We start from the raw sequence: 15,890 nt of genomic DNA on the forward strand, positions 1-15,890 counted from the left end.
TTTGGCGCTGCTTGGTTCGGCGCTGTTCGGTGCGTCTCTATGTATCTCGTTTCTGTTTAGCGCGCAATTGTCTCGATAGCGACAAAGGTGTTTCTCGATTAGTCGCGTTTATCGCAAAAGTCTCCTCCGCCAGACTCCGCGTCGTCAAGTCGTCTCCGAGACGACGCCATCTCGACAGGAGAAACAGATGCCCATCGCGTTATTTGCGCTGACCCTCAGCGCCTTCGCCATCGGTACCACCGAGTTCGTCATCGTCGGTCTGGTGCCCACCATCGCCCAGGACCTGGGCGTCAGCCTGCCCTCTGCGGGACTGCTGGTCAGCCTCTACGCCGCCGGTGTCGCGGTAGGGGCGCCGGTACTGACCGCCCTGACCGGCCGCTTCAATCGCAAGTGGGTCCTGCTCGGCCTGATGACGCTGTTCATCGCCGGCAATCTACTGGCCTGGCAGGCCCCCGGGTATGGTTCGCTGATCACCGCCCGCATACTGACCGGCCTCGCCCACGGCGTGTTCTTCTCGATCGGCTCCACCATTGCCACCAGCCTGGTCGCCAAGGACAAGGAAGCCAGCGCCATCGCCATCATGTTCACCGGCCTGACCGTGGCGCTGGTCACCGGCGTGCCGCTGGGCACCTGGATCGGCCAGACCTTCGGCTGGCGCGCGACCTTCCTGGTGGTCTCGGCGCTCGGCCTGCTCGCCCTGATCGGCAGCGCCCTGCTGATTCCTGGCAACCTCAAGCGCTCGGCCCCGGCGACGCTGGGTCAGCAACTCAAGGTACTGACCCATCCCCGCCTGCTGCTGGTCTACGCCATCACCATCCTGGGCTACGGCGGTACCTTCACCGCCTTCACCTTCCTCGCCCCGATCCTCGAGCAGACCACCGGCTTCGCGCCGTCCATGGTCAGCCTGATCATGCTGGTCTACGGCGCCTCGGTGGCCATCGGTAACCTTTATGGCGGCAGGCTGGCCGACCGTCTCGGCCCCATCCCCGCCCTGACCCTGATCTTCACCGGACTCGTCGCCATCCTGCTGGTGCTCAGCGTCAGCGCCGTCCACCCGGTCGCCGCGGTGCTGACGATCCTGGTGTGGGGCGCCTTCGCCTTCGGTAACGTGCCGGGGCTGCAGGTCTACGTGGTCAAGCTGGCCGAGCGCTATGTGCCCGAAGCGGTGGACGTGGCCTCGGGGCTCAATATCGCTGCCTTCAATATCGGCATCGCGCTGGGCTCGGTGGTCGGAGGCCAGGTGGTCACGCACCTCGCGCTGACCGACACCGCCTGGATCGGCGCCATCATCGTGCTGGCGGCGCTGGTGCTGACCCGGCTGTCCGGCAGGCTCGATCAGCGTCGCGCCGCTCGCCTGGCCAGCGCCTGAAGCCCGCGACCCGCGACCCGCGTCCCGCGACAGCCACCGAGCGAACGAGAAAGCCTCGTGGCTGTCGCATCAGTACTTCGCCTGCTAAATTTTTGTGACGAACCCTTGAAGTCGCAAGGGTCTCCCCGCATGTCATTAACGACACATCGAAGCACGTATCGGCAAAACACCGGCCTGCCGGTGACAAAGGAATCCAGGGTCCCGCTGTGCGGGCCTCGCCACGACAATGGAGCCAAGATGTCTCAGCCTATCCCCAACCCCGGTCTCGGTACCTTTCGCCTGACGGGCGACACCCTGCGTCACGCGGTCACCACCGCGCTGAAGCTTGGCTATCGGCATATCGATACCGCCCAGTTCTACGGTAACGAAGCCGAGGTCGGCTCCGCCATTGAGGCGAGTTCGGTCCCCCGCGACGAGATCTTCCTGACCACCAAGGTGTGGTGGGATCGTCTGGATCCGGTATCACTCAAGGCAAGCGTCGAGGAGAGCCTGTCCAAGCTGGGCACCGGCTACGTCGACCTGCTGCTGATCCATTGGCCGTCGCCGGACGATGAAGTCCCCATGCGCGACTACCTGACCGCCCTCAAGGAAGTGAAGGACGCCGGCAAGGCGCGCCACATTGGGGTGTCCAACTTCACCAAGGCGCACATCGATCAGGCGGTGGATATCCTCGGCAAGGGCGAGATCCTGACCAACCAGATCGAGGTCCACCCCTTCCTGCAGAACCGCGAACTGATCGCCCACTGCGAACGCCACGGCATCATCCCCACCGCCTTCATGCCGCTGGCCGTGGGCAAGGTGCTCGAGGACGAGACGCTGAAGGCCATCGCCGAGAAGCATGGCGCCAATCCGGCCCAGGTCGCCATCGCCTGGCTCAACCAGCTCGGCATCCCGACCTTCCCCTCCTCGACCAAGGAGCAGAACCTCAAGAGCAATCTCGAGGCGCTGAAGCTCCAACTGACCCAAGAGGACATGGACGCCATCGCCAAGCTGGACCGGGGTGAGCGTGTCGCCAGCCCCGACTTCGCACCTAAGTGGGATCAGTAGACCGGCAGACCGACGCTGCCATTTCTGATCTCGTTCCAGGCTGACCATCGATCAGACCTGACCCAAGGCGCCACCTGCGGTTACTACCGCCGGTGGCGCATTTTTTCGCTTCTTGCGTCAGGTGTCTTGGCACAGGGTCTGACAATCTAGGCGCAAATGGCCTGTGTTATGGCCCACGGCGCGATCGTTTCCGATAGTGAAGTCACGGGCCGACCACAAAGTCGCACGCGCACCATGACCATCTGGTCAGTCCTCAGAGAGGCAACCCCATGGCCACAGATTTGGAGACGCTGATCTCCCGCGAAGATCCAGCGCTCGTCGAAAGAGCCAGGAAGAAAGCCGACGCCATGCTGCTCGAGCTCAGGATCGCTGACATTCGCAAACTGGCGGAGATGACCCAGCGCGAGATGGCGGATGCGCTGGGCGTCAAGCAACCCACCATCGCAGGACTGGAAAAAGGCGGCCAGGACGTGCGTTTGAGCTCCATCAAGCGCTATGTCGAAGCCATCGGTGGAAAGGTCAGCCTGACCATCGAGCTGGCGGATGGCAGCCAGCACGACTTTCCGGTGTAGCTCCTGTGTCGCCTTGGCGCCACCGCCCCCTTGCCGCTGCCTTCACCCCTTGGCGCCAGGTACCTCTGGCGTAGCGTCGTGCTCGGGTGGTGCCAGCGGCTTGATCGTCCAGCCGGTGTAGCCGTAGAGCACGGTGACCAGCGGCGACAGCCAGCAGAAGAAGTTGAACGGCAGATAGGCAATCGTCGCGACCCCCAGCGTCGCCGCTTGGTAGGCACCACCGGAGTTCCAGGGCACCAGATTGGCGGTGACGGTGGCCGAATCCTCCACCGCCCGGGACAGGTTCTCCGGCGCCAGTCCCCGCTCTCGGTAGGCCTCGGCGTAGGTGCGTGCGCCCATGACGATGGCCATGTACTGATCGCACAGCACCACATTGGCGCCGATCGACGTCAGCACCGTGGACAGGATCAGCGAGCCCCGGGTCCTTGCCGCCTTCAGAATGGTCTCGGCGATGGTCCTGAGCTGCTGGGTGCGCTCCATGACCCCGCCGAACATCATCGCCACGATGACCAGACTGATGGTGTAGAACATCGAGTTCAGGCCGCCGCGGCTAAGCAGGCTGTCCACCGCCTCGACACCGGTATCGGAGGTCACGCCACCAAAGGCCACCTGCATCAGTTCAGCGTAGTCGGCCCCCTGCATGCCCAGCGCACAGAGACCACCGGCGATGACCCCCAGGGTGATGCCGGGTATCGCCGGCAGCCGCTTGTAGGAAACGAACAGCACCAGCAAGGGCGGCAGCAGCAGCACCGGGTTGATGACGTAGTGCGCCGCCAGGGTCTGCTGCATCACCTCGACCCGCTCGAGCCCGCCGGACGTGCCTGAGTAGTAAAGACTCAGCGCCATCTCGATCACCAGGGTCAGGCCAATGCTGACCCCGGTGGTGTAGGACATGTGCTTGATATGGGTGAACAGGTCGGTACCGGCCATGGCCGGTGCCAGGTTGGTGGTATCCGACAGAGGCGACATCTTGTCGCCGAAGTAGGCCCCGGACAGCACCGCCCCGGCCACCAGCGGCAGCGGAATCCCCAGCGAGCCGCCGATCCCCATCAGCGCCACCCCCAGGGTGCCGGAGGTGCCCCAGCTCGACCCGGTCGCCAGCGACGAGATGGCGCAGATGACCACCGCCGCCGGCAGGAAGATCGTCGGCGACAGCAGCTTGAGGCCATAGGAAATCAGCGTCGGCACCACCCCGGCCTGAATCCACACCCCGATCAGTACCCCCACCACCATCAGGATGATCAGCGCCGGCAGGGCGTTGTGGATGCCTCGCACCATGCCTTCCTGGATATCGTCCCAGCGGTAGCCGCAGCGCAGCGCCACCAGGCTTGCCACGATCACCCCGAGCAACATGGGGATCTGCGGGTCGAGGCCGTAGACGACGATGGACACGCCGATGCCGACCACCAGGGCGATCAGCGATACCAGCGCCTCCGTCAGGGTCGGGGGGCGCTGCACTGGGGAAAAGAGGCGGTGGATCAAAAGGGGCACTCCTGAGCAGGGTCGGTCGCCGACAGAGCCGGAGAGAACCCGCGAACCCGAGCCGCTGCTCGAGCGCTCCCCCCGACGATTCAGGAAAGCTAGGCGGCGATTCACAACGCTGCCATCAAAGCGTCATCAATCGTTTCAATTCAGCAAAGTCGCTGGCGTATGTCGGCGCCCTATAACGTCAATGTCCAACCGACTAGGGGCCATGAAGCCTCCCCCACACCGCCTGCCCCTCTTGTCCCTACCTGGATGTCCCCCGCTCCGCCTCGGCCAGAAAGTCCTCGACGTCCCCCTGAAAGCCCTTCAGATGGGCCTTGATACGCTCGTCCGGCCAGTCCCACCAGGCCAGGCGTTCGAGCCGTTCGGCGATGGCGGGATCATCGAAGCGTGGCCTGAGCACCCGGGCGGGGTTACCCACCACGATGTGGTAGGCCGGCACGTCCCTGGTCACCACGCTGCCGGCGCCGACGATGGCGCCATGACCGATGGTCACGCCGGGCAGCACGATGGCGCCGTGGCCGATCCAGACGTCGTGGCCGATAACCACCCGGTCGGCCTCGCGCCAGGCGAATACTTCGCCGTCGAGGGCCTCGTCGCTGAAGCCGAACTTGCCGGGGCGATAGCTGAAGTGGTGCAGGGTCGGCCGCCACCAAGGGTGGTTGCTCGGGTTGATGCGCACACTGGCGGCGATGGAGGTGAACTTGCCGATGGTAGCGAACATGACGTCGCCGTCACGCTCGATATAGCTGTAGTCGCCGAGACTGACATGGTTGAACACGCAGCGACTGCCAACCTCGGTGAAGCGCCCCAGCTCACTGTGGTGCAGGCGTGCGTCCGCGGCGACGTTGGGCCGCTCGGACAGACGCGGGGACGTCGGCTGGTCCAGCGCGCTGGATGAGTCTCTGGGCGAGTCACAAGGCAAGGAGCCGTCAGGCACAGACGGCGTGGGGATATCGGACATGATCAGGAGTGCTCTCGCAGATAAGTCAGCATGAAGGAAGCCAAGGCCGCAACTGGAGCAGCGCCTTGCCTGGGCTTAGTACGAAAAGCCGGCGAGCGATGGTTTGACAAGGCAAAAATCGGTGAGACAGCGCAGTTTACGAGGTGTAAATGAGCACGTTGATCCGATTTTTAACGCCGTATTACCGAGCGCCGACACTTTTCATGCAAGCCCTAGCAGACGGCGTCCAGGCGATCCCAGTCCTCCAGCGTCTCGCCGTCCCGGGCGATGCGCACCTTGGGCGGCAAGGGGGTCGGCTGGTCCAGGCGCTCGGCGTCCAGTTCATGGCTGATGTGGGTGAGATAGGCCCGGGGCGGGTCGAGCCGGGTGATGATCTCCAGCGCCTGGGTGATGCTGTTGTGGTTGCGCGTCTCGAGCTGGCTGGCCGGGTGGCAGGCGTCGAGCACGACGACGTCGGCGTCCCACTGGCGCAGAAAACGCTCGGTGGCGCCGGGCAGACCCTGGGTGTCGGTCAGGTAGGCCAGGCGGGTGCCGCCATCATCCAGGCAGTAACCGAGGGTCGGCTTGCTGTGATTGAGCGGCACCGGGGTCACCGTCAGCCCATCGAAGTCCAGCGGCTTGAACGGCTTGAGCCCCGGCTGGAAGTCGAGGATGCCGCTGTTGCGATAGAGATCGGCGCAGCCGTTGGGATCCTTGGGACCGTAGACCGGGATCGACGTGCCGGTCCCCCAGCGCAGGTGAAACAGCCCCTGCACATGGTCGGCGTGGTAGTGGGTGACGAAGAAGGCGGCGGGACGCTCCAGCTCGCAGCTATGGGCCAGGTCCATGCGCCCGGCGTCGAGCAGGTAGCGCCGGCCGTCCACGCTCAGCTCGGCGCAGCAGGGGCCACGCTGATGGCTGGTGAACACCCTGGCCCGAGTGCAGGCGCGGCAGTCGCAGCCGAAGCGAGGCACCTGGGCACTGTCTCCGGTGCCGTTGAAGCGAAACTCCATGGAAGTCTCCGAGCTGAAGCAAGGGGCACAAGCCGCTTGCGCTGATGAGGTGGTACGCACTGCCGCTGTAGTCGGCGATCGACACAAGGCCGGCGCCGACAGGCTCGACGCCGGCTCCGTCAGTGGCGGGAGGCGATGATCGCCTCCAGCGCCCGGACGCTCTCGTCCAGGCTGCCACCGTTGTCGACGCGATCCAGCGCCGGATGGCAGCGCTCGAGTTCGGCCTCCACCTCGGCGTGGCGCGCAAGGCGCGCCTCGATCTGATCGACGCTCTCGCGCCCGCGCCTGGCGAGCCGCTCTCGCAGCACCTCGGGCGGGGCGGTCACCACCACCGGCGTGAGGCGCTCGCCGAAGCGCGCGCGGGCGGCCGCGAGCTCACGACGACTGCCGTTGAGCAGCACCGTGGCCCCGGCCGCGAGCCAGGCCTCCACCTCGATGCCGACGCCGTAGTGAAGCCCGTGGGCGACCCAGTCAAGGCAGAACAGGCCGCGCGTGCGCCGGGCCTCGAACTCGGCCGGCGACAGCGCCACCGAGTCCTCGCCGACGCCGCTTGGCCGGGTGATGTAGCGGTGCGCCACCAGCAGGTCCGGGCGCCGCTTTCGCACGGCGTCGAGCAGGCTGTCCTTGCCCACGCCGCTGGCGCCGATCAGGTAGACCAGCATCAGTGCACCTGCCTGCCCGCGCACCACACGCGCTGGACCAGCGGATGGCCGTCGACCTCGCGCACCCGCACCAGATCGGCGCGCAGCCCCTGAGCGATACGCCCGCGATCATCAAGGCCCACGGCCTCGGCCGGCCTGCGCGAGGCCGTGGCCACCGCGCGGGGCAGGTCGTAGCCGTCCTCCATGGCGGCGATACGGAAGACCGCATCGAGCAGCGCCGCCGGGTAGTAGTCGGAAGACAGGATGTCGAGCACGCCCAGGCGCACCAGCTCGGCCGCGGCGATATTGCCGGAGTGGGAGCCGCCGCGGACTACGTTGGGGGCGCCCATCATCACCGCCATGCCGTGACGATGGGAGGCCTCGGCGGCCTCCCGGGTGGTGGGAAACTCCGCTACCCGGGTGCCGTACTCGAGGCTTTCCGCCACGTGGGCGACGGTGGCGTCGTCGTGGCTGGCCAGGGCCAGGCCGCGCTCGCTGCACAGCTCGGCGATGGCGCGACGGTGGGCACTGGAATAGGCGGCGCTGTTGGCCAGCTGCTTCTCGATAAAGGCCTCGAGGCTGGCATCGTCCAGGCCGTACTTGCCCTGGTAGTAGACGCGGTAGGCGTCGAGGCTGGCGAACTGGCGCTGGCCCGGCGAGTGATCCATCAGCGACACCAGCCCCAGCAGCGGCGAGTCCATGAAGCTCTTGAAACGCGCCAGGGTATCCGGGTGGCACACCTCGCAGCGCAGGTGCAGACGGTGGTCGACCCGGGCCATGCCGTTGTCGTTGATATCAGCCAGGGACGAGACCATCTCGTCGAGGGCGCCGTGGCGCATGCTCTGCTCGTCGACGTCACCGATCGACACCGCGTCGAACACCGTAGTGATGCCGCTGGCGGCCATCTGGGCGTCGTGGGCCAGCGCCGCCTGGCGGCCCGGCCAGGACACCTTGGGCCTTGGCTGGAAGTACTTTTCCATATTGTCGGTGTGCAGCTCGATCATGCCAGGCATCAGGATATCGCCCTGGCAGTCGATCACCCCCGGCAGCGACACCGGGCCGCGTTCCAGCGCCTTGATCACGCCGTCCTTGATCACCAGGCTGCCGTGCACCACCTCGTCGTCGAGCACCAGCCTGGCGTTGGTCAGAATCTGATCCTGGTTCATGAAAGGGACTCCCCGGAGTCGGTCTGACGAAATGAGGTCTGGTCTGACGCGGTGTGGTCAGCGTCGGTGCCACCAAGCAGCATATGCCCTTCCAGCTCCAGCAGGCGATCGGCGACCCGCTCGCGCACCTCCTCGTCGTGGAAGATGCCGAGCATGGCGGTGCCACGGGCCTTGGCCTCATCGATCAACTGCACCACCACCTCGCGGTTGGCGGCGTCCAGCGACGCCGTGGGCTCGTCGAGCAGCAACAGCGGGTGCTCGGCGATAAAGCCACGGGCGATATTGACCCGCTGCTGCTCACCGCCGGAGAAGGTCCCCGGCGCCAGCTCCCACAGTCGCTCGGGCAGGTTGAGCCGCGCCAGCAGGGCCTCGGCACGGGTGCGGGCCTCGCCGGCGTCACAGCCCCGGGCCAGCAGCGGCTCCATCGCCACCTCCCGGGCCGAGACCCGGGGCACCACCCGCAGAAACTGGCTGACGTAACCGATCACGTCGCGCCGCAGCAGGTGCCAGGCGTGGGCCGGCAGCGCCGACAGCTCCAGCTCGCCGTCCTCGAAGTGCAGCGTCAGCTGCCCGCCGCTGACCCGGTAGTTGCCGTTGACCATCTTCAACAGGGTGCTCTTGCCGATGCCGCTGCGCCCGGCCAGCACCAGGCACTCGCCCGGCGACAGGGACAGATCGAGACCGCGCATCACCGGCAGCGCCTGGCCGCCCTGGGCGTGCAGCACGAAGGTCTTGTCGAGCCGCCGGGCGGTAAGAAAGGGGGACGTCATCTTGGACTCCTGAGAAAGCGAATTCATGGCGTCAGCACCGAGGACACCAGCAGCTGGGTGTAGGGATGCTGCGGATCGTCGAGGATCTGATCGGTCAGCCCGGCCTCCACCACCCTGCCCCGGCGCATCACCATCAGGCGGTGGGCCAGCAGCCTGGCCACTGCCAGGTCGTGGGTGACCAGGATCACCGACAGGCCGAGCTCCCGGGTCAAGGTGCGCAGCATGTCCAGAAGCCGCGCCTGGACCGAGACGTCGAGGCCGCCGGTGGGCTCGTCCATGAACACTAGCCTCGGCTGGGTCACCAGGGTGCGGGCGATCTGCAGGCGCTGCTGCATGCCACCGGAAAAGGTCTGGGGGGCGTCGTCGATGCGCGCCGGGTCGAGCTCGACCCGGCCCATCCAGTCCTGGCCGGCGGCGCGCAGTTCGCCATAGTGACGCTGGCCCAGCGCCATCAGCCGCTCGCCGACGTTGGCCCCGGCGGAGACGCCCAGGCGCAGGCCGTCCCGGGGGTTCTGGTGGACCAGGCCCCACTCCATGCGCAGCAGGGCGCGGCGGCGTGCCTCGCTGATGGCGTAGAGGTCGAGCACTTCGTCCTTGCCGGGGCTGCCGCCGACCGAGCCGGCCTCCCCTGCGTGATAGACCACCTGACCGCGATCCGGCGCCTCGAGCCCGGAGAGCACCCGCAACAGGGTCGACTTGCCCGAGCCGGACTCGCCGACGATGCCCAGCACCTCGCCCTGGTGCAGGGTGAAATCGATCTCCTCGCAGCCCTTGCCGGGGCCGTACAGGCGCTGGATGGCGCGGGCCTCGAGCAGGGCGGGACGTTCAAGCTGTGGGCGCTTCATGCCTTCTCCTCGCTGCGGGAGTTGCAGTAGTCGGTATCCGAGCACACGAACATGCGTGCGCCCTGATCATCGATGATGACCTCGTCCAGGTAGCTGTCGGTGGCCCCGCAGATGGCGCAGGGCTCGTCCCAGGCCTGGATCTCGAAGGGGTGGTCCTCGAAGTCGAGGCTCTCCACCCGGGTGTGTGGCGGAATCGCGTAGAGGCGCTTCTCGCGGCCGGCGCCGAACAGCATCAGCGCCTCGCTCATGTGCAGCTTGGGGTTGTCGAACTTGGGAATCGGCGAGGGGTCCATCACGTAGCGCCCGTCGACCTTCACCGGGTAGGCGTAGGTGGTGGCGATATGGCCGTGGTGGGCGATGTCCTCGTAGAGCTTGACGTGCATCACCCCGTATTCCTCGAGGGCGTGCATGACCCGGGTCTCCTCCTCGCTGGGCTCGATAAAGCGCAGCGGCTCGGGGATCGGCACCTGGAAGATCAGGATCTGGTCGGCGCGCAGGGTCTTCTCGGGAATCCGGTGACGGGTCTGGATCACGCTGGCCTCTGCCGTGGCGGTGGTGGTCTCGACCCCGGCGACGCGCTCGAAGAAGGCACGGATGCTGACCGCGTTGGTGGTGTCGTCGGCGCCCTGATCGATCACCTTGAGGGTGTCGTCGGCGCCCAGCACGCTGGCGGTCAGCTGCATGCCGCCGGTGCCCCAGCCGTAGGGCATCGGCATCTCGCGCCCGCCGAAGGGCACCTGGTAGCCGGGGATCGCCACCGCCTTGAGCAGGGCGCGGCGAATCATGCGCTTGGTCTGCTCGTCCAGGTAGGCGAAGTTGTAGCCGCTGTTGATGGCGGTGTTCATCGGACGTTCTCCTGGACGTTCTTGGCCTGGGCCTTTTCGGGATCGGCCTTGTCGCCATCGCCTGGTGCAGGACGTGCGCTGGCGGCTTGGGTGTCAGACACGGCCTCGGCCGTGGCGGCGGTACGCTCGGCGTGCTCTCGACGCAGGCGGCGAATCAGCTCAAGCTCCGACTGGAAGTCGACGTAGTGCGGCAGCTTCAGGTGCGAGACGAAGCCGGAGGCCTCGACGCTGTCGGCGTGGGCCAGCACGAACTCGGCCTGCTGGGCCGGGCTCTGGATCGGCTCGCCAAGCTCCTCGGCGCGCAGGGCGCGGTCGACCAGTGCCATGGCCATGGTCTTGCGCTCGTTGCGGCCGAAGGCCAGGCCGTAGCCCCGGGTGAACTGGGGGGCGGTGTCACCGCTGCCGGCGAACTGGTTGATCATCTGGCACTCGCTCATGGCGATCTCGCCGACGCACACCGGCCCGTCGAAGCCCTCGACCTCGATCTCGACCTCCACCGCACCCTGGCGAATCTCGCCGGCGAAGGGGTGGTTGCGCCCGTAGCCCCGTTGGGTCGAATAGCCCAGCGCCAGCAGGTAGCCCTCGTCGCCACGCGCCAGCATCTGCAGCCGGGTGGCGCGATCCACCGGAAAGTCGGGGGGATCGCGGGTGATGTCGTAGGGCTCGCTGCCGTCGTCCTCTTCCCGCTCGATCAGGCCTTCATGGTTGAGACAGTCGAGGATCTGGGGGCAGGCCTCGAGACCTTCCTCGGCACCCTGCGGCGCTGGTGTATCGGTCTCGACCTCCACGCCGGCCAGCAGCATGAAGTCGAGCAGCCGGTGGGTGTAGTCGTAGGTCGGGCCCAGCACCTGGCCGCCGGGCACGTCCTTGAAGGTGGCGCTGATGCGACGCTCGATGCGCATGGCGCCGGTATCCACCGGCAGCGTCTCGGCCAGCCTCGGCAGGGTGGTGCGATAGGCGCGCAGCAGAAACACCGCCTCGACGGTGTCGCCGCTGGCCTGCTTGAGCGCCAGGGCTGCGAGCTCGGGATCGTACAGCGAGGCCTCGGCCATCACCCGGTCCACCGCCAGCCCCAGCTGCTGCTGGACCTGGGACACCTCGAGTTCGCGCTGGTCGCGCTCTCCACGACGACGATCGGCCATCCAGCGATGGGCATTGGCGATGGCCTTCTCGCCTCCTTTCACGGCGACATACATCAGGCGGTCTCCTCTTGATGTTCGGCGTCGTCTGTTCCCGCCAATCCTGCGCCGGACAAGCCATCTCCGGACAAGCCAGCTCCCGACAGGCGGGTGCTGCGGGCGATGGCAGCGATGCGCACCCCACTGCTGACGAAGGCGTCCAGCCCTCGGGGGAAGTGGGCAAGATTGGCGGCGAGCACGCGCATCAACGGCAGCGCGCGCTCGGCGTTACCCAGCGCAAGGCCGCGCTGACCGGGTACCCCGGGACCGGACAGCCACCAGTCCTCGCCCTGCGCCAGCGCCTCGACCATCACGATCAGGGTGGTGCTGCGATCGGGCCAGGCGTCCGAGCCCAGCGCGAAGCCGTCCTCGCGGGACAGGGTGTCAGGGGTCACCAGGGCGAAGTCCGCCTGGGCCGGATCGTCGGTCAGTCGCGCCCCGGTGTGGAAGGCCAGGGCGGCGGCGAGGTTGGCGCGCGCAAGCCCCTCGTCCACCCACACCCGGGTATCGAGGTCGCACAGCGCCAGCAGCGCGCCCCAGGCGGCGGGCGAGATCGCTGCGCCGGCCGGAAGCTCCGGCAAGACAAGCTCGGTCAGGGTGCCGGGCTCGGACATGGCGCCGAGCAGCTGACGAAACAGCCGCTGGCTGTCGTGAACGGGATCAACGAGTCCCGGCCAGTCGTGGGGCCGGACGGCCTCGGAGGTCTGCTGGGTCATGTTCATTCGCCCCTTACCATGGTGAAGAAGTCGACGCGGGTGGCGGCGGCGGTCTGCGAGGCCTGGTTGCGCTGCTCATCGAGTTGCTGCTCGAGCGGTGCCATCAGTTCGCTGTCGATACGCCTGGCCCAGTGGTCGTGGTGGGCACAGGCGTCGACCAGGGCGATCAACTCGGCGTGGGCCTTGTCGCGACCACGCACCCAGCCATGGCCAAGGGTGCCGTCATCGAGGGCGACGCTGGCCCGGGTCAGGGTCATCTCGCCCAGGTTGAAGGCCGATCCACTGCCGCCCATGCGGCCACGAACCATCGCCATGCCGGTCTCGGGGCCACGCACGCAGCGGTGGCTCGCCTGGATGCCCAGGGACTGCCAGCCTTGCGCAAGACGGTCGAAAGGAGTCAACGCGAGCAGGCGATGACGTTGCGTCGGGGTCATGGTCGGTGTCATGAGAAGCCCTCGTCGTCGTGGGACTGCGGACGCTCGTCCGCGGGAAAGTCGAAGTGATAGGCCAGCCGATCGGCCCGTGCCCGACTGACGGAGATCTCCACCAGACGATCATCGGCATCGACGTTGTCACTGGTCAGCACCACCAGCGGCGCCAGGCGGGCGCACTGCAGCATGCGGCTGTCGTCGGCGTCGGCCTGGACCGCTTCCAGGCGCACCCGGGAGCGCCTAAGTCGCAGCCCGTAGTGCTGGTCCAGCAGCGCCCGGGTCGAACCACCGCGATAGCGATCCAGCCAGCCCGGCACCCGTTCGGGGTCGAACCAGTGGCGCAGCCGCAACAGCGGGGCCCGGTCGACGTGGCGCATGGTGTCGACACACAGAAGGCTCTCGCCCGGCCCACGCGCAAAGCGCTGGGCGATGGCCTCCGGCGGTACCGCCAGGCCCTGGGCCAGGCAGCAGGTCTCGGTGGCCAGGCCCAGTTCCGCCAGGTTGTGGGTGACCTTGCTGGCGGCGTTGACCGCATAGTCCAGGCGGCGGTCCACCACCTGGGTGCCACGGCCCTGATGACGAGTCACCATGCCGGCGGCCACCAGTTCGTCCAGCGCCCGGCGTACGGTGTGGCGGTTGACACCGAAGCGTCTGGACAGCGCCGCTTCGCTGGGCAGCAGATCGCCGGGTGAGTACTGCGCCCGGACTTCGCGCGAGAGGACATCGGCCAACTGGCGATAGCGCGGCGGGCTGCCTGCCTCGGTCACTTGTCTAGACATCTTTGCTCCAAAAAAAAGAGGTATCGGGTGGTGGCCGAAGCCACCGGCAGACCAGCCGTTCTGGTCTGCTGTGTCAGGTCTGCTGTCTCGGCTCTGTTGTGTCAGGTCTGCGGCTTCGGCTCTGTTGTGTCAGCCTAGATGAAGCGCTTGCGTACGAACTGCGAGGCCATGTCCAGCGCCGTCACGGCGATGATGATCACCAGCATGATGGTGGCCGTCTCGGCGTACTGGAATCCGCGCATGGTCTCCCACAGCGCCACCCCGATACCGCCGCCACCGACCATGCCGAGCACCGTGGCCGAGCGGATGTTGGACTCGAAGCGATACAGGCTCACCGAGATCCACAGCGGCAGCACCTGGGGAATCAGGCCGAACACGATCTCCTCGATGCGCCCGGCTCCGGTGACCCGAATGCCTTCCATGGGCCCGGCCTCGGCGGCTTCCACCGCTTCGGAAAACAGCTTGGCCAGCACCCCGGTGGTGTGGATGAACAGCGCCAGGGTCCCGGCGAAGGGCCCAAGCCCCACCGCCACCACGAACAGCATGGCGAACACCAGCTCATTGATGGCGCGGGTGGCGTCCATCAGTCGGCGCACCGGCTGGTAGACCCACCAGGGCACCAGATTCTCGGAGCACAGAAGGCTCGCCGGAATGGCGACCAGGATGGCCAGCAGGGTGCCCCAGATGGCGATCTGGATGGTCACCAGCATCTGCTCGATGTAGTGGCCGAGGTTGCCGAAAGCCGGGGGAAAGAAGTCGCCGGCCAGGGTCGCCATATTGTCGGCGTTGGTCACCAGCAGGCTCGGGCGCATCTCGACGCCCTGCCAGGACCAGGCCAGCACCGCCAGGCCGACGCCCCACAGCGCCAGGGTGGTCCAGCTACGCTTGGGCGGCAGGCTGATGCCGGAAAGTTGTGTCTGGGTGGTCATGCGTTTTCCTGGGGAACTTGAGAAAGCGGTGACAGCGTGAGCAGTCCAGGCCGCGCCGGGCCTTCGTCCCGGCGCGGCCTGGCGTCACATCAGCCGGCGTTGGCGGCAGCGTCCTCGGGCATCGCCTCGGCGGCCTGCACTTCCTTCATGCGCACGTCGAGATCGTCGAGCTGGCTGTCGATCTCGGCCAGTCGGGCCTCGCGATCGCCTTCGTCCAGGCTTTCGTCCTTGGCCACCTCGGAGCGCTCCTTGAACAGCGCCAGCTGACGGATCGGCAACAGCTGGTCGTTGTCGGAGGCATCGAAGCCAGACCACTGCAGCGGCTCGAGAATCGCCTGCTCTTCGGCGTCGTCGCCGTAGTTCAGGAAGAACTCACGCAGCTTTTCCTTGGTGGCGTCGTCCAGGTCGCCGCGCCACACCAGCGGGTCGGACGGGATCAGCGGCGACTTCCAGATCACCCGCAGCTGCTCGGCCTTGTCCGGCGCGGTCACTTCCAGACGCTCCATGCCTTCGGTATTGAAGGTGGCGACGTCCACCTGCTGATTGGCCACCGCCAGGGCGTTGGTCTCGTGGCTCGAGTTCAGGGTGCGCTTGAAGGCTGACGAGGCGTCGACACCGTTCTTGGCGAAGACGTAGTACCCCGGTACCAGATAGCCGGAGGTGGAGTTGGGATCGCCGTTGCCGAACACCAGCTCGGAGGCGTTGGCTAGGACGTCATCGACGCTTTCGATGTCGCTGTCCTGGTGGGTGATCATCAGACTCCAGTAGCCCGGGGCTCCGTTGGCCGCCACGGTCTGGGCGAAGATCTCGCCGTCGGCACGATCGACGGCTTCCATGGCCGACTTGTTGCCGTACCAGGCCAGGTCGATCTGATCAAAGCGCATGGCCTGGATCACCGCGGCGTAGTCGGTGGCGAAGAAGGGCTCGACCTCCATGCCGATCTGCTCGGACATGTCGGCCAGGAACGGGTCCCACAGCGGTGCCAGATTCTGGCTGGCCTCGGTGGAGATGATGCCGAACTTGAGGGTCTCGGTCTCGGCGGCGGCCAGCTGGGCGCTGGCGGCAAGGCCGATACCGACGATCAACGGCAGCGACAGGCGACGAAAGGATGCGAGAGACATGGGATTCTCCTGAAGGTTATCGGTCGTTGTGGGAACAGGT

General features: G+C 66.7%; 17 protein-coding genes. 3 read left to right on the forward strand and 14 right to left on the reverse strand.

All coding sequences use genetic code 11. The annotated features are described in order from the left end of the window. The first annotated feature begins 187 nt into the window (after window positions 1–187). The 3 genes from NKF27_RS18305 to NKF27_RS18315 all read left to right on the forward strand — a co-directional run bounded on the left by NKF27_RS18305 (window position 188) and on the right by NKF27_RS18315 (window position 2,988). Window positions 188–1,369, forward strand: a complete 1,182-nt coding sequence (locus NKF27_RS18305; protein ID WP_253554152.1) for an MFS transporter — start codon at window positions 188–190, stop codon at window positions 1,367–1,369. 237 nt (window positions 1,370–1,606) lie between these two features. Next, the gene (dkgB, locus tag NKF27_RS18310; protein WP_253554154.1) at window positions 1,607–2,416 is read left to right on the forward strand and encodes a 2,5-didehydrogluconate reductase DkgB; all 810 of its coding nucleotides are present in this window, start codon (window positions 1,607–1,609) and stop codon (window positions 2,414–2,416) included. A 269-nt stretch (window positions 2,417–2,685) separates the two neighbouring features. Continuing rightward, a complete protein-coding gene (locus NKF27_RS18315; protein WP_045993674.1) occupies window positions 2,686–2,988 on the forward strand; it encodes a helix-turn-helix domain-containing protein in 303 nt (100 codons plus the stop codon). A gap of 42 nt (window positions 2,989–3,030) precedes the next feature. Here NKF27_RS18315 and nhaC read toward each other — a convergent pair whose 3' ends face one another. The 14 genes from nhaC to phnD form a co-directional block, all read right to left on the reverse strand. After that, entirely contained in the window at window positions 3,031–4,470 is a 1,440-nt protein-coding gene (nhaC, locus tag NKF27_RS18320; RefSeq protein ID WP_253554157.1) for a Na+/H+ antiporter NhaC, read from the reverse strand. A 247-nt stretch (window positions 4,471–4,717) separates the two neighbouring features. After that, a complete protein-coding gene (locus NKF27_RS18325) occupies window positions 4,718–5,437 on the reverse strand; it encodes a DapH/DapD/GlmU-related protein (protein WP_253554160.1) in 720 nt (239 codons plus the stop codon). A gap of 212 nt (window positions 5,438–5,649) precedes the next feature. Beyond that, on the reverse strand, window positions 5,650–6,429 hold the full coding sequence (gene phnP / locus NKF27_RS18330; RefSeq protein WP_045994231.1) for a phosphonate metabolism protein PhnP: 780 nt from the start codon (window positions 6,427–6,429) through the stop codon (window positions 5,650–5,652). A 119-nt stretch (window positions 6,430–6,548) separates the two neighbouring features. After that, window positions 6,549–7,091, reverse strand: a complete 543-nt coding sequence (phnN, locus tag NKF27_RS18335; RefSeq protein WP_253554162.1) for a ribose 1,5-bisphosphokinase — start codon at window positions 7,089–7,091, stop codon at window positions 6,549–6,551. Further along, window positions 7,091–8,236 (reverse strand): alpha-D-ribose 1-methylphosphonate 5-triphosphate diphosphatase, encoded by a 1,146-nt coding sequence (locus tag NKF27_RS18340; protein ID WP_253554164.1) that lies wholly within the window; start codon window positions 8,234–8,236, stop codon window positions 7,091–7,093. Before NKF27_RS18340 ends, phnN begins: the two co-directional genes overlap by 1 nt. Continuing rightward, window positions 8,233–9,006, reverse strand: a complete 774-nt coding sequence (gene phnL / locus NKF27_RS18345) for a phosphonate C-P lyase system protein PhnL (protein WP_253554166.1) — start codon at window positions 9,004–9,006, stop codon at window positions 8,233–8,235. Before phnL ends, NKF27_RS18340 begins: the two co-directional genes overlap by 4 nt. 23 nt (window positions 9,007–9,029) lie before the next feature. Further along, window positions 9,030–9,851, reverse strand: coding sequence for a phosphonate C-P lyase system protein PhnK (gene phnK / locus NKF27_RS18350; protein ID WP_253554167.1), 822 nt, complete (start codon window positions 9,849–9,851; stop codon window positions 9,030–9,032). Continuing rightward, entirely contained in the window at window positions 9,848–10,696 is an 849-nt protein-coding gene (locus NKF27_RS18355; RefSeq protein ID WP_253554168.1) for an alpha-D-ribose 1-methylphosphonate 5-phosphate C-P-lyase PhnJ, read from the reverse strand. The genes phnK and NKF27_RS18355 overlap by 4 nt, the downstream gene beginning before the upstream one ends. Next, on the reverse strand, window positions 10,693–11,892 hold the full coding sequence (locus NKF27_RS18360) for a carbon-phosphorus lyase complex subunit PhnI (protein WP_253554169.1): 1,200 nt from the start codon (window positions 11,890–11,892) through the stop codon (window positions 10,693–10,695). The genes NKF27_RS18355 and NKF27_RS18360 overlap by 4 nt, the downstream gene beginning before the upstream one ends. Beyond that, window positions 11,892–12,590 (reverse strand): phosphonate C-P lyase system protein PhnH, encoded by a 699-nt coding sequence (phnH, locus tag NKF27_RS18365; RefSeq protein WP_253554173.1) that lies wholly within the window; start codon window positions 12,588–12,590, stop codon window positions 11,892–11,894. The genes NKF27_RS18360 and phnH overlap by 1 nt, the downstream gene beginning before the upstream one ends. 2 nt (window positions 12,591–12,592) lie before the next feature. After that, entirely contained in the window at window positions 12,593–13,036 is a 444-nt protein-coding gene (phnG, locus tag NKF27_RS18370; RefSeq protein ID WP_253554175.1) for a phosphonate C-P lyase system protein PhnG, read from the reverse strand. After that, window positions 13,033–13,800 carry a phosphonate metabolism transcriptional regulator PhnF gene (phnF, locus tag NKF27_RS18375; RefSeq protein WP_253554177.1) on the reverse strand — a complete coding sequence of 256 codons (768 nt, stop codon included), beginning with the start codon at window positions 13,798–13,800 and terminating at the stop codon, window positions 13,033–13,035. Before phnF ends, phnG begins: the two co-directional genes overlap by 4 nt. 134 nt (window positions 13,801–13,934) lie before the next feature. Then, on the reverse strand, window positions 13,935–14,729 hold the full coding sequence (gene phnE / locus NKF27_RS18380) for a phosphonate ABC transporter, permease protein PhnE (RefSeq protein WP_045994226.1): 795 nt from the start codon (window positions 14,727–14,729) through the stop codon (window positions 13,935–13,937). A gap of 89 nt (window positions 14,730–14,818) precedes the next feature. Next, window positions 14,819–15,850: a phosphonate ABC transporter substrate-binding protein gene (gene phnD, locus NKF27_RS18385; RefSeq protein WP_253554179.1), complete on the reverse strand. Its 1,032-nt coding sequence runs from the start codon at window positions 15,848–15,850 to the stop codon at window positions 14,819–14,821. Between the last annotated feature and the right edge of the window lie 40 nt (window positions 15,851–15,890).

The organism is Halomonas sp. DN3 (genome assembly GCF_024137905.1).
Lineage (GTDB): Bacteria > Pseudomonadota > Gammaproteobacteria > Pseudomonadales > Halomonadaceae > Halomonas > Halomonas litopenaei.

What these genes read in the sequence shown, in the direction of transcription:
- NKF27_RS18305 (WP_253554152.1), top strand. Translation starts at nt 188, where the DNA reads ATGCCCATCGCGTTATTTGCGCTGACCCTCAGCGCCTTCGCCATCGGT.
- dkgB (WP_253554154.1), top strand. Translation starts at nt 1,607, where the DNA reads ATGTCTCAGCCTATCCCCAACCCCGGTCTCGGTACCTTTCGCCTGACG.
- NKF27_RS18315 (WP_045993674.1), top strand. Translation starts at nt 2,686, where the DNA reads ATGGCCACAGATTTGGAGACGCTGATCTCCCGCGAAGATCCAGCGCTC.
- NKF27_RS18325 (WP_253554160.1), bottom strand. Translation starts at nt 5,437, where the DNA reads ATGTCCGATATCCCCACGCCGTCTGTGCCTGACGGCTCCTTGCCTTGT.
- phnP (WP_045994231.1), bottom strand. Translation starts at nt 6,429, where the DNA reads ATGGAGTTTCGCTTCAACGGCACCGGAGACAGTGCCCAGGTGCCTCGC.
- phnN (WP_253554162.1), bottom strand. Translation starts at nt 7,091, where the DNA reads ATGCTGGTCTACCTGATCGGCGCCAGCGGCGTGGGCAAGGACAGCCTG.
- NKF27_RS18340 (WP_253554164.1), bottom strand. Translation starts at nt 8,236, where the DNA reads ATGAACCAGGATCAGATTCTGACCAACGCCAGGCTGGTGCTCGACGAC.
- phnL (WP_253554166.1), bottom strand. Translation starts at nt 9,006, where the DNA reads ATGACGTCCCCCTTTCTTACCGCCCGGCGGCTCGACAAGACCTTCGTG.
- phnK (WP_253554167.1), bottom strand. Translation starts at nt 9,851, where the DNA reads ATGAAGCGCCCACAGCTTGAACGTCCCGCCCTGCTCGAGGCCCGCGCC.
- NKF27_RS18355 (WP_253554168.1), bottom strand. Translation starts at nt 10,696, where the DNA reads ATGAACACCGCCATCAACAGCGGCTACAACTTCGCCTACCTGGACGAG.
- NKF27_RS18360 (WP_253554169.1), bottom strand. Translation starts at nt 11,892, where the DNA reads ATGTATGTCGCCGTGAAAGGAGGCGAGAAGGCCATCGCCAATGCCCAT.
- phnH (WP_253554173.1), bottom strand. Translation starts at nt 12,590, where the DNA reads ATGACCCAGCAGACCTCCGAGGCCGTCCGGCCCCACGACTGGCCGGGA.
- phnG (WP_253554175.1), bottom strand. Translation starts at nt 13,036, where the DNA reads ATGACACCGACCATGACCCCGACGCAACGTCATCGCCTGCTCGCGTTG.
- phnF (WP_253554177.1), bottom strand. Translation starts at nt 13,800, where the DNA reads ATGTCTAGACAAGTGACCGAGGCAGGCAGCCCGCCGCGCTATCGCCAG.
- phnE (WP_045994226.1), bottom strand. Translation starts at nt 14,729, where the DNA reads ATGACCACCCAGACACAACTTTCCGGCATCAGCCTGCCGCCCAAGCGT.
- phnD (WP_253554179.1), bottom strand. Translation starts at nt 15,850, where the DNA reads ATGTCTCTCGCATCCTTTCGTCGCCTGTCGCTGCCGTTGATCGTCGGT.